The sequence below is a fragment of the Pseudomonas sp. WMBT8 genome, from assembly GCF_050916005.1.
Classification (GTDB): domain Bacteria; phylum Pseudomonadota; class Gammaproteobacteria; order Pseudomonadales; family Pseudomonadaceae; genus Aquipseudomonas.
In genome coordinates this window covers 5,571,393-5,583,547 of the sequence record NZ_CP188096.1, presented here as the reverse complement: position 1 = coordinate 5,583,547, position 12,155 = coordinate 5,571,393, and the positions used below count along the sequence as shown (strand labels likewise).

9 protein-coding genes are annotated in these 12,155 nt (G+C 62.3%); all 9 read right to left on the bottom strand.

From position 1 onward, the window contains the following. Nucleotides 1-96: 96 nt before the first annotated feature. The 9 genes from ACO77H_RS25505 to ACO77H_RS25465 all read right to left on the bottom strand — a co-directional run bounded on the left by ACO77H_RS25505 (nucleotide 97) and on the right by ACO77H_RS25465 (nucleotide 12,020). Nucleotides 97-726 (bottom strand): glutathione S-transferase family protein, encoded by a 630-nt coding sequence (locus tag ACO77H_RS25505; RefSeq protein ID WP_170042200.1) that lies wholly within the window; start codon nucleotides 724-726, stop codon nucleotides 97-99. A gap of 164 nt (nucleotides 727-890) precedes the next feature. Further along, entirely contained in the window at nucleotides 891-1,070 is a 180-nt protein-coding gene (locus ACO77H_RS25500) for a hypothetical protein (protein ID WP_169953736.1), read from the bottom strand. Beyond that, nucleotides 1,067-2,170, bottom strand: a complete 1,104-nt coding sequence (locus ACO77H_RS25495; RefSeq protein ID WP_432754713.1) for a PepSY-associated TM helix domain-containing protein — start codon at nucleotides 2,168-2,170, stop codon at nucleotides 1,067-1,069. The genes ACO77H_RS25500 and ACO77H_RS25495 overlap by 4 nt, the downstream gene beginning before the upstream one ends. A gap of 64 nt (nucleotides 2,171-2,234) precedes the next feature. Next, complete coding sequence (locus tag ACO77H_RS25490; RefSeq protein WP_170042202.1) at nucleotides 2,235-4,673, bottom strand: TonB-dependent siderophore receptor; 2,439 nt, start codon at nucleotides 4,671-4,673, stop codon at nucleotides 2,235-2,237. 146 nt (nucleotides 4,674-4,819) lie between these two features. Then, a complete protein-coding gene (locus ACO77H_RS25485) occupies nucleotides 4,820-7,645 on the bottom strand; it encodes an acyltransferase domain-containing protein (RefSeq protein ID WP_432754712.1) in 2,826 nt (941 codons plus the stop codon). A gap of 140 nt (nucleotides 7,646-7,785) precedes the next feature. Further along, a complete protein-coding gene (locus ACO77H_RS25480; protein WP_432754711.1) occupies nucleotides 7,786-8,781 on the bottom strand; it encodes a FecR domain-containing protein in 996 nt (331 codons plus the stop codon). Further along, complete coding sequence (locus tag ACO77H_RS25475; RefSeq protein WP_169953742.1) at nucleotides 8,778-9,296, bottom strand: RNA polymerase sigma factor; 519 nt, start codon at nucleotides 9,294-9,296, stop codon at nucleotides 8,778-8,780. Before ACO77H_RS25475 ends, ACO77H_RS25480 begins: the two co-directional genes overlap by 4 nt. 97 nt (nucleotides 9,297-9,393) lie before the next feature. Then, complete coding sequence (locus ACO77H_RS25470; protein WP_432754710.1) at nucleotides 9,394-10,101, bottom strand: 3'-5' exonuclease; 708 nt, start codon at nucleotides 10,099-10,101, stop codon at nucleotides 9,394-9,396. Continuing rightward, nucleotides 10,098-12,020, bottom strand: coding sequence for a putative nucleotidyltransferase substrate binding domain-containing protein (locus ACO77H_RS25465; RefSeq protein ID WP_169953746.1), 1,923 nt, complete (start codon nucleotides 12,018-12,020; stop codon nucleotides 10,098-10,100). Before ACO77H_RS25465 ends, ACO77H_RS25470 begins: the two co-directional genes overlap by 4 nt. Between the last annotated feature and the right edge of the window lie 135 nt (nucleotides 12,021-12,155).

Sequence of the window (12,155 nt, the reverse complement as noted above, 5' to 3'; positions counted from 1 at the left end):
ATTGCTGCCCGACCCTTGGAGCGGGCGTGCCTCCCCCTCGACAATGCGCCTGGAATACCTTCGCGAGCCAGCTCGCCCCTACAAGGGAGGCACCACTCAGGCCGGCGGCTGGGTCGCCAACATCGAAGGCCGCTGACTGACCTCGGCGTACCAGGTAGCCAGTTTGGGATTGCTTGAACGCCAGCGCAGGTCCGGGTGGCGAAAGTCCAGGTACGCCAGGGCGCAGGCGACGCTGATGGCGGCGATGTCGAAATGGCTGGCCAGCTCAGCGATGGCGTCCTGTTCCAACTCGGCCAGGGCGCGGCGGATTTTGTTGCGCTGCTCCTGCAGCCAGCTGTCCCAGTGTTTGTCGGCCGGGCGCAGGGCGGTTTCATAGCGTACCAACACCGCCGCGTCCATGATCCCATCGGCCGTCGAGGCCAGGGTCAGGCGGCGCCAGCGGGCCGAGCCGTCGCGGGGGATCAGCGGGTTGCCGACGTGCTGGTGGTCGAAGTAGTCGAGGATCACCCGGCTGTCGTGCAACACATTGCCATCGGCCAGGCGCAGGGCCGGGATCTTGCCCAGGGGGTTGCCCTCGTTCAACGCGGTGATCGGGTTGACCGGCGTGACCAGCACGGTCTCCAGGGCAACCCGCTCTTGCTGGCCGGTTTCGTGGAGCAGCACCAAAACTTTGCGGACAAACGGCGAAGCGGGGTTGTGGAACAAGGTCATGCTGGGCGCGAACATGGGCAATCCTCGGAAAGGGTCGGCCATAGACTAGACAGTTGCGAGGTGACTGGCGAGGGGGATCTCGGTTGTTTTTGCGGGCCTCATCGCAGGCAAGCCAGCTCCCACATTGGACGGTATTCGCACATCAAAGTGGGGGAGCTGGCTTGCCTGCGATGGCGTCCTCACGGCCGCCGCAGCAACCCCCAGACACCGATTGCCGCCGGGATCCCCAGCCCAAGCCAGCTGAGGGAATCCCAACCCCCATCCCCCAGCAACGCCGCAAACAACCCGGCAGCACTGAGCAGCCCGATCACCAAGGGCACCCCGAACACCTTCCAGAAATTCGACTGCCGGGGCCTCATGGCTTGGCCGCCTTGCGCCGCACCCACCACAGGTACACACCGCTGCCCAACACGATGATGGTCAGCACATCCAGCACCGCCCAGAGGATTTTCATCGGCATGCCGCCATAGTCGCCAAAGTGCAGGGGCTGGGACATGCCCATGGCGTCCATGTACCACGGCCGCTCGGCCACGGCGGTGACGCTCAGGTCGCTGGCGTCGATCAGCACCGGGGTCAGCAGGTGCGAGGTCAGGTGCGTGCTGCCTTTCATGAATACCGCGTAGTGATGCTCGCTGGAAAACCGCGTGCCAGGGAACGCAATAAAATCTGGGGTCATGCCCGGTGCGACTTGTTCGGCGATGTTCAGCAGGTTGGTGGCCGGCGCACGCAAGGTCAGCGGCGGCGCGTTCTTGTAGGGTTCGATCATCGCGGTGAGGCTGTCGCTGCGCCACGCGGCGATGATCAGGTCGGCGCAGGCGCTGATCACCCCGGTGACGCCCACCACGAGCGCCCAGGTCAGGGTGACGACACCGATCAGGTTATGCAGGTCCAGCCAACGCAGGCGCGTGGACTTGTCCTGGCGCACCGTGGCGAACTTCAAGCGCCGCATGAACGGCAGGTACAACACCGTGCCGGAAACAATCGCCAGCACAAACAGCACCCCCATGAACGCCAGCAGCAATTTGCCCGGCAGCCCGGCGAACATATCCACATGCAGGCGCAGCAGGAACATCGTCAAGCCGCCATTGGCCGACGGCATCTCCACACTTTCGCCGGTGCGCGCGTCGAGCATAAAGGTGTGGGACGAATTGGGCTCGGTCCCGGCGGTGGCCGCCATGATCGCAATCACACCGTTCTTGTCGTCTTCGTCCCAGGCCAGGTACTGCATGGCTTCGCCAGGGCGATGGGCCTGGGCCTTGGCCACCAGTTGCTCGAGATTGAGCTGCGGGGTATCGGCCGGCATCTGCTTGAGCTCGGGTTCATTGCCCAGCAGGTGATCGATCTCGTGGTGAAAGATCAGCGGCAGCCCGGTCAGCGCCAGCATCAGCAGGAACACGGTGCAGATCAGGCTGGTCCAGGTGTGGATGAAGGACCAGCGGCGGATGGTTGTGCTTTTCATCACGGCTCCAAAAGGCAGAAGGGCCGCAATTGGGGCGGCCCTTCATCTGCGGTTTTTAACCGTCTTAGAATTTGTAGTTCACGCTGGCGACGACGTTACGTTGGTCGCCGTAGTAGCAGTAGAAACCATCGCAGGTGGCGAGGTAGTCCTTGTTGAAGATGTTCTTGGCATCGACCGCCACGGTGACACCTTTCAGAGCGCTGCTTACGCGGCCAAGATCGTAATGGGCCGAGGCGTCGTACACCGTGTAGGAGCCAACATGGCCCCAGTCGGTATTGGCAGCGTTGCCGTAGGTATCGCCGACATAACGCACGCCTGCACCCACGCCAAAGCCGTCGAGCGGACCGCTGTGCCAGGTGTAGTCGGCCCAGGCGGTGGCTTGGTTACGAGGTACCTGATTCATGCGGTTGCCTTTTTCTGCGGCAGCGCCCTTGGTGATTTCGCTGTCGTTATAGGTGTACGAGCCTACGAGCTTGAGGCTTTCGGTGACGTCGGCGCTGGCTTCCAGTTCCAGGCCGCGCACACGCACCTCGCCTACTTGACGGGTAATGCCGCCCTCGGTAACCGACGTATTTGTCTGTGTTAGATCGAACACGGCAGCGGTCAGCAACGCCTTGGTGCCAGGCGGCTGATATTTGATCCCTGCTTCGTACTGTTTGCCTTCTGTGGGTTTGAATGCACCAGTACTGAGTACTTGTGTCCCTGAGCCCGCTTGGAACGATTCGGCGTAGGAGAGGTATGGAGTGACGCCGTTGTCGAACACATAGCTTAGTGCCGCATTACCGCTGAAGTTTTTGTCACGCTGGGTGTTGGTGGCGTCGTTCTGATTGTGGAACGTGGTGCCGGTGTGCACCCAGTCTTCACGTCCACCAAGAGTCAGGCGCCAATTGTCGAGAGCCATTTGATCCTGTACGTACAGGCCGGTCTGCTGGGTCTTTTGGGTGTAGTCATACATGGTGAAGTATTGGACTTTGGAGAAGTCCTGCCCATACACCGGTCGATTGAAGTTGATGGTCGGAACACCGGCGGAACCCCATAGCCAGCGCGCATCGGCATCGGAGCGCTGGTGGTCCAGACCCAGCAGCAAGGTGTGGCTTACAGCACCGGTCTGGAAGTCGGCCTGGAAGTTGTTGTCGACGGCAAACTGCCCGATGTTTTCATCGACCTTGCCGGCTGAGCGGCTCACGTTGCCATCGGCGTCTACGGCCAACTCCGGCCCGTTTGGCCAAAAACTACCCCCTGCCGTGATGCCCTGGAACGACAGGTCGTTTTTGGTATAGCGCAGGTTTTGCCGGAACTGCCAGGTATCGTTCAGGCGAGTTTCAAAGGCATAGCCGAGCGCATAGTAAGTGCGGTCGTAGAATTCCCAGTCCGGATCACCGAGGTTCTTGTGGTGGGAAATTTTGCCGGCAGGCGATGACAATTTGGTGCCCTGTAGCGGCAGGAATTGACCCGTGATCCCGGTGTCGTCGCGGGTGAACTGCGAGAGCAGGGTCAGCTTGGTGTCGTCGTTGATGTTCCACGTCAGGCTGGGCGCGACGTTGTAGCGTTTGTCAGGGATATGATCGACCGCTGTATCGCTGTCACGCACCACGCCACCGATACGGTAGAGGAATTGTCCTTCGTCATCGATTTTTCCGGTGCTATCGAAGTTGATCTGCTTGTGGTTATTGGTACCGGTTTGTACCTCGACCTCGTGACTGCTTTCAGCTTGTGGGCGACGGCTGACCATATCCAGCAAGCCACCGGGAGGCGTCTGACCGTAGACGGAGGAAGCCGGACCGCGCAGTACAGCGATACGCTCCAGGCTCCAAGTGTCAACTTTTGGCGTAGCGTAGTTGCCCTTTGGCAAAGGCAGGCCGTCGAGGAATTGGGTCGGTACAAAACCGCGTACCAGTAACCAATCGCTGCGCGAGTCAGAACCATAGCCGCTGCTCTGCACCCCTGCGGTGTAGCGCAGCGCGTCGTTGAGGTTCAGAACTGAGCGGTCTTCCATTTGTTTACGGGTGATTACTGTCACGGAGCGCGGCAATTCGGCAATTGGCGTATCGGTCTTGGTCCCAGCCGCCGTACGCGTAGCCACATAACCCTCCACCGGCCCCCACGCGCTCTCGTAATTCCCCTGCCCGGTGATATTGGTCTGCGGCAACGACACCACACCCTCTGGAATCGCCACCAGGCTGTAGGTGCCCGCGCTGCTTTGCTCCAGCTGCAACCCAGTGCCACGCAAGGCCTCGCGCAGTGCGCCCGGGGCATCGAACTGGCCCTTGACCGGGGCCGAGGTCTTGCCGGCGGCCAGTGCCGGGCTGAGGGTCAGTGCGAGGCCGGCCTGGCTGGCGATCTGGTTCAGGGTGCTGGCCAACGGTGCGGCCGGCAGGTTGTAGGCACGCACGCTGGATGCCTGTTCGGCGGCGATCAGCGCAGTACTGGCCAACGGGGCGCTGAGGGCAATGGCCACGGCTAGCAGGCTGGGGCGCAACAAGGTGTCTAGTGTGCGGGACATAGGGCGGCTCCGGAATGGAAATATTTCTCAATTGCCTAGGTGCCGGACGAGAATCAAAAAGTGATAGGGCCAAGTGAAAATAAATCTGTGAATGTTCACAACTCTTCGTAATGCATGGCCCTCAAGGCTCAGGATAGCGGGGTTTTTCAGCCGACGGCCCACTGCAGTTTGTTGGCCAGTGCATCGGGGTATGGCGCTGTATCGGCGATTGCCGCGCGGGTGGCCTCGCCATGGCCGAACGCCTCAATCAATAGTTCAACGTGCGCGGTGAGGAAATCGCTCAACGCATCAAGGCGCTCCTCAAGGGCGCGGTAGCGCGCAATGTCCATAAGGCCTTCGCTGATAAACCAGGCGGCGTGTTTATTCAGGTATTCCAGCACATACATCCCGCACAACGCGCTACCCAGTTCCCTGGCCAGGCCCTGGGGCAGCGAGTGGCTCGCTTGCACCGCGCTCTGGATGGCCAGGCGCTGGGCGTAGGCCTCACCCGCGCGGGCAACGATCATCAATTGCGAGTTCCATACCTGCATGTCGTCCTCACCCTCGCCGCTATGCTGGGCGACATGCTCGGCCACTTGCTTGAGCAAGCGATACTCCAGGGTGTGCGCCATGGCCTGCCAGTACGCGGCATCATCCAGTGCACCTTGCGGGTCTGGCCGGGTGGGTTCGTCCAAGGGCTGACCGATCAGGACCTTGGCCGCGTCCAACAGGATCATGCGGTTATTGCCACCGGCATCCTGGTAGATCTTGGCCATGCCTTCGTAGTCGGCGAAGCGATTGAGGTTGAGCGCGCCGGCCACTCCGCAGCGCAATCGGCATTCGGTGGCCAGCGCCTCGGCGGCGGGGGCGCAGAGGGCCTTGGTCAGGGCCAGGGTCTGGCTGATGGCGGCCCATGGGGTCCACGTCACGTCGCCGCTGCCGGTGGTCTGCAGCGATGCCTGGCTGGCCGTGCCTTCGATCCACAAACGCGCGGAGTCATTGGCAAAGCACTTCATGACGTAGGCCGTGGCCAGGCAGCCGAACAGCGCACGGCGTTGGGTACGAAAAGCCAGCAAGCCGGTGCCGTTGCCGATCCGCGCCTGGGTGGTGCGCCGGTTGGCATGGGTCAGGGCCAGGGTTGCACAGGCCAGCATCACCGAACTCAAGCCGATACCGACCATGGCCCAGACATTTTTGGGCGCAAACAGTGAGCGAATCAGGCGGCGGTCGGTGCTGCCCAATGGGTCGTGGAAGTGATTGGCCGCGTCGATCGAGGCGCCATCGCACAGCCACGCGTCGAACGGTAGGCGCACCCGGTCAAAGCTTGCTAGGCCATAATCGAGCGGCACTGCGCGAATCTCCGTCGGTGACGACATGCAAACCCCTGGGCGCGGGCCCTTGGCGTCACTCAGTGGCAGTACAAACGCGAACACGCCACAGGCCTGGCCCTGCACGGTTACCTGGGCAAACACCACGCCCATCTTGTCCAGGTTATTGATGCCGACGTTGGCGAATTTCAGCGCCGCTTTGTTTGGCGTGTTCAGCACAAACGTGCGGGTTTTGGGGTCGAATACTGCTTCGACACAGGCCCCCATATGGGAGTTGCTGCGACCTATCTCAGTCAGTGCGTACACCCCAAGTCTCGCGCCCGTTTCCAGTTGATGTCGCCACTGCGCAGCGTGCGGGTGATCCTGTTCGAACGCCAGGAGTGTGCCGATGCACAGCCCTTGCTGAATCACGCAGCCCATAAAAAGCGAGGGGTCGTTGATCGCCGCGTGAGAGGCCACGGCCATCAGTAACTGCGGTTGTGCAAACCCGTGAATGCCCTCGGGCAGTTTGCGCATTAGGTGCTGCAAGCGCTGGTAGGTATGGCGGTGGCCGTCGTGAAAGCTCTGGTTGGCGCGGGGGTGCAGTTCAGGGTCGCGGAAGATTTTCGCCATGTGTGCGTGAACCTGGGCATCGACCGGGCCATTGGCCAGGCCGCGCAGGGCCATGATCGCTTCGTGTTCGAGGGGTGTCTTGGTCAGCAACAGGCGCAGGATTTCGATGGGTTGTGCCAGCGGCGCGTAGACCTGTGCATCGGGCAAGCTCTTGTGTATGCACGTGGACAGGCCGTTGTTCACCCCGAGGTCGATAAACACGGTGTGTTCGTCCGTCGGCAGCTGCGCCAAGGTGTGGGGCAGGTTGGTCGGCTGCGTGACACCCCGGGTAAACATGTGGTGCAGGTCATCCTCGGGTTCGTAGCGGCGCCCCAGTACGGTGGAGTAGATCGGTGTATGGAACGGCTGGGGTATCAGGGGCTGCAGGTTTTCGTAAAGCTTGCGGGCAACTTCCAGGTGAGGGGGGTAGTGGGAAGCGTACGCGATGGGGATCGGGCGCAAGGGCGGCGCGTTGCCGTCATGGTGGGCACACAGGTGCGCAAGGTCTGCCGTCTCACCGCTGATGATGCATTGCGCCGGTGCGTTGACCGAGCCCAGTACCAGGTTGCGCTCGGGGAAGCGGTCCAGCAGTGCTTGGGTGGCCGGCGCCGAAAGGTTGATCAGCAGCATGCTGCCTCGGCCCTCCTCGTCGCGGTAGGCGGCATTGAGAGCGCACACCGCGCGTGCCCCCTGCGCAATGTCGAGCACGCCGCCACAGACCCTGGCCGCAATTTCGCCGAAACTTTGCGCTACGATCAGGGCAGGGACCACACCTGCCGCCTGGAGCAATTGATTGAGTACCACCGCTGCGCCATATAGCGCCAACTGGGCAACGCCGGAAGGCAGGGGGAGTGCGTGATCATGGGTCAGCAGAACCTGGGTCACTAATCCAGGGTGCGGATCTGGCTCGTATTGGGCCGCCTGGTGTTCGATGATCGCCAGGGTCGCGTCAATTTGCTCCCGCGCTTGGGGAACGCACTGATACAACTCTGCCAAAGCGCCACAGGGGTCGCTGCCTTGGCCAGGAAAGCCAAAGACATAGTTCTGACGGTAAACATTGAGTTGGGTTGACATGGGTCCATCCTCGTTGGCCTAACAGAAACGCTTTAGCCAGCGGGTTGCCGGCAAAGCGAAGGCTTATTGGATGGCAAAAGGTAGTGTTCATAACCTGTGAAAAATGACAGTTTTTTGGACTTTTTCGAAATTGTCTTTATTCAGTTGTTACTAGCAGAGCCGCCTGGCGCGGGCCCGGCGGCCACGTTTACCCACCATGGCGTACGCTGCTGGATCTGCACCGGCAAAGTCGGCAGCAGGGCATTCAAGGCCAGGTCGGTGTCGTGCAGCGGGAAGCTGCCGGTGATGCGCAGGTCGGCGACGTTTTTGTCCACGCCCAGGTAGCCGGTGCGATAGCGCGACAGTTCCTCGACCACATCCGCCAGCCGCGCGTTGTCGACCACCAGCATGCCGCGGGTCCAGGCGTCGGTGCCGGGGCTGACGGCGAGCAACGGGCCAAGGCCGTCATGGCGCATCAGCACCTGCTGGCCTTCCTTGAACACCTGCTCCTGCTGTACCGCCTCGGGCTGCGCCGCGACGGCCGACTGCAACACGCTGAGCCGCGTTCCGTCGTCCTCGCGCTTGACGATAAACCGCGTACCCAGGGCGCGCAGGCTGCCGTCGCGGGTCTGGACGAAAAAGGGGCGCGCGTCGTTATGGCCGGTCTCTACGAGAATCTCGCCGTCCTGCAACACAATCACCCGGCGCTTTTCGTCAAAGCGCACATCAATGGCGCTGTGGGTATTGAGGTTGATCAGCGTGCCATCGGCCAGTTTCAGGGTGCGTTGTTCGCCGGTGGCGGTGCGTTGGTCGGCCAGCCAATAGTCGAGGGGCGCGTAGCGCTGGCTGGCGAACAGCGCCAGGCCGCAGACCAGCACCACACTGGCCAGGCCACTGCCGAGCTTGCGCACCCGGCGGCGGATACTTTCGCGCGATTGCAGCAACGCCGCCCGCGCCGGGCCGCTGGCCACACTGAAACGCTGGTCGAGCATGCCCAGTTGGTGCCAGGCGCGGGCATGTTCATCGCTGCTGGCCAGCCACTTGTTGAATTCTTCCTGCTCTACGGCGCTGCGATTCCCGGAATCCAGGGACAGTTGCCAGGCTATCGCAGCATCCAGCACTCGTGCCGAAACCGGTTTGGAACTGATCTGAGTCACAGCGGCTCGCCATACAGCGCGATGTAGCACTGGCGAATACCCTGGGCCAGGTACTGGCGCACCCGCGGCACGGAAACCCCCAGGCGCTGGGCGATTTCGGCGTGGCCCAGGCCATCGAGACGGTTATAGAGGAAGGCGGCGCGGGCCTTGCTGGAGAGTTTGCCGAGCAGGCGGTCGATGGCCTTGAGGTCTTCGAGGATCAGGTGCTGTTCTTCTGGGGACGGGTGTTCGCTTTCCGGAAGCAGCATCAGTTCGCTGAGGTAGGCCTGTTCCAGCGCGGCGCGGCGGAAATAGTCGAACAACAGGCCCTTGGCGATGGCCACCAGGAACGCCCGGGGCTCGCGGGGTTCGCGCAGTTCTTCACGGCCCAGCAGGCGCATGAAGGTGTCCTGGCTGAGGTCTTCGGCCCGACTGGGGCAGGCCACGTTGCGCCGCAGCCATGCCAGCAGCCAGCCGCGATGGTCACGGTACAACGTGCCAACAAGCTCACTGTGGGGACTTTGGGCTGACGACAAGGCATCACCAATCGAGATGTTTAAACTAACGAGAATTATTCGCGATTGTGGCAGAGGCAGCGGATGGGTGCAATTGGCGTTGGTCGGGTGATGCTTCCTATAGGGAGGGGGCCTGCTTGCGGCGTTTCCATTGGCTCAGGCGCTGTTGCAGTACCGCCGGGCTGTCCAGCCCTTGCTGGCGGGCGCGGCTGAACAGAATCAACATCAATTCAGCGGTGGCCAGGGCGTCGGCGCTGGCGTGATGGCGTTCGCCGACTTGCAGGTTGAAATGGCCGACCCAGTCATCCAGGCCCGCTTCGCGAATATGCGCCTGCGGGCACAGCAGCGGCGCCAGGTCCGCCACGTCGAGGAATGGATGAGCCAGGCGGTACCCCAGGCTGTCCTTGAGCGCGCGCCCAAGCATGTGTTGGTCGAACGGGGCATGGAACGCCAGCAGCGGGCTGTCGCCGACAAAATCCATGAAGTCCAGCAACGCCTCGGCCGGATCGCAACCGGCGGCGATCGCACTGGGGCCGAGGCCGTGGATCAGTACGCTGGGGCTGAGTTTGGTTTGAGCCCGTAGCAGGGTGCGTTCGAACTGCTGGGAAAAGTCGATGGCACCGTCTTCAATGACCACCGCGCCAATCGACAGCACCAGGTCACGATTGAGGTTCAGGCCGCTGGTTTCCAGGTCGAGGACGACCCAGCGCTGCTCGCGCAAGCTGTGTTCGCCGAGCGCCTTGGGGGCGGCCAGGTGTTGCAGGCGCGCCTGTTGACCGGCATCCAGGCCCGGCCGCGCAGGGCGCAGCCAACTGAACAGGCTCACAGTTGATACCTCAGGGCCAGGCTGCTTTGCAGGCGCTGGGCCTGGCGCAGGGATTCACGCAGGATGCGCCGGTCCAGATGGTTGAGGCTGTCGGGGTCGACCCGGTTGGAGTACGGCTGGTTCTCGCGGGTCTGCAACTGGTGCTGCTGCATGCGGGTTTGCTGGATAAAGTGGTAGGCCTCTTCATAGGCCGCGCCGTCCAGGCGTTCGATTACCTCGTGCTCCACCAGTTGGCGTAAACGCTCCAGGGTGTTGTTGGCTGCGATCCCGTTAGCCAGGGCCAACAGGCGTGCGCCATCGACGAAGGGCGTCAAACCCTGCACCTTGAGGTCCAGGGTGGCCTTGTCCGAGCCCTTGCGCGTCAGCACGAAGTCACGGAAGCGCCCCACCGGCGGGCGCTGGCGCAAGGCGTTCTCGGCCATCATCCGCTGGAACAGGCGATTGTCCGCGACCTGGTCAAGAATGCCCTGGCGCAGTTGCTCGCAACCCTGTTCATCGCCCCACACCACCCGCAGGTCGAAGTAGATGCTGGATTTGAGCAGGTTCTCAGGCGTCGCCTCGCGGATAAACGCCGCAAAGCGCCGGGCCCACTCGGCGCGGGACAGGCACAGTTCGGGGTTGCCGGCCATGATATTGCCCTTGCACAGGGTAAAGCCGCACAGCGCCAGGCTCTGGTTGATCTGCTGCGCCAGCGGCAACAGCAGGCCGCGAATCTCGGCCGCATGGGCTGCGTCACGGGCGTCGAACAGAATGCCGTTGTCCTGGTCGGTGTGCAGCGTCTGCTCGCGGCGGCCTTCGCTGCCGAAACACAGCCAACTGAACGGCACGCCGGGGTCGCCCTTGTCGGCGATGCTCAGCTCGATGACCCGGCACACCGTGTGGTCGTTGAGCAGGGTGATGATATGGGTGATCTGGGTCGAGGACGCGCCATGGGCCAGCATGCGTTCGACCAACTGGCCGATTTCGCCACGGATCGCCACCAGGTTGTCGACCCGGGGCGCGTTGCGGATGGTACGCGCCAGGTGCACCAGGTCGACCCGTTGCAGGGAAAACAGATCGCGCTCGGACACCACGCCACACAGGCGCCGATCCTTGACCAGGCACACGTGGGCGATATGCCGTTCGGTCATGGCAATCGCGGCATCAAATGCGCTGTGATCCGGGCTGAGGAAAAACGGCGCCTGGGTCATGTGCTGTTCGATGGCCTGGCTGAAGTCGCTGGTGCCATCGGCGACCACCTGGCGCAGGTCGCGCAGGGTGAAGATCCCCAGGGGCGCCTTGTGTTCATCGACCACCACGATGCTGCCGACCTGCTGCTCGTGCATCAGCGTGACCGCCTCGCGCAGCGGCGTCAGCGGGCTGCACGTCACCGGGTGGCGCATGGCCAACTCGCCCAGGCGGGTGTTCAACGAGTATTGGGTACCGAGGGTTTCCACGGCCTTTTGCTGCACCTGCTGGTTGACCTGGTCCAACAGGCTGCTGACCCCGCGCAAGGCAAAATCACGGAACGGGCTGGACAGGGCAAACAGCTTGATAAAGGCCGGCTTGTTCAATTGCAGGCAGAAGGTATCTTCGGCGGCCTTGTGCTCGGTGCGGGTCGCCCGCTCCCCCAGCAGCGCGGCCAGGGGGAAGCATTCGCCGGTGGTGATTTCGAAGGTGGTTTGCGCCGAATCCGGCCGCTCGCCCACCACACGCCCTTGCTTGACGATGTAGAAGTGCTCCACGGGGCCTGCCGAAGGCTTGAGAATGCTCTCGCCGGGGCCATAGAAGCGCAATTGGCACTGTTCCACCAGAAACGCCAGGTGGGCGTTTTCCATTTGGTTGAACGGCGGGAAGCGTTGCAGGAATTGCAGGGTGCCGTGAATGTTCTGCAACACCGCAGTTTTCCCTGCCTGGGTGAAAGCATCAGCTTTACTCATAACCATGACCGCAGTTTTTTTGTCGTTATCGTCCCTCATGGTCGACCCCCACGCGGCGGGTGCCCATTGGACGTAAGTCTAGGTAGCTATCCGGCCTTCAATGACTAGGGAAAAACCTTACATGAATATGGTCCA

Excerpts from the sequence above, each read along its gene's own strand:
- ACO77H_RS25505 (WP_170042200.1), bottom strand. The coding sequence starts at position 726 with ATGTTCGCGCCCAGCATGACCTTGTTCCACAACCCCGCTTCGCCGTTT.
- ACO77H_RS25495 (WP_432754713.1), bottom strand. The coding sequence starts at position 2,170 with ATGAAAAGCACAACCATCCGCCGCTGGTCCTTCATCCACACCTGGACC.
- ACO77H_RS25465 (WP_169953746.1), bottom strand. The coding sequence starts at position 12,020 with ATGAGTAAAGCTGATGCTTTCACCCAGGCAGGGAAAACTGCGGTGTTG.
- ACO77H_RS25485 (WP_432754712.1), bottom strand. The coding sequence starts at position 7,645 with ATGTCAACCCAACTCAATGTTTACCGTCAGAACTATGTCTTTGGCTTT.
- ACO77H_RS25490 (WP_170042202.1), bottom strand. The coding sequence starts at position 4,673 with ATGTCCCGCACACTAGACACCTTGTTGCGCCCCAGCCTGCTAGCCGTG.
- ACO77H_RS25500 (WP_169953736.1), bottom strand. The coding sequence starts at position 1,070 with ATGAGGCCCCGGCAGTCGAATTTCTGGAAGGTGTTCGGGGTGCCCTTG.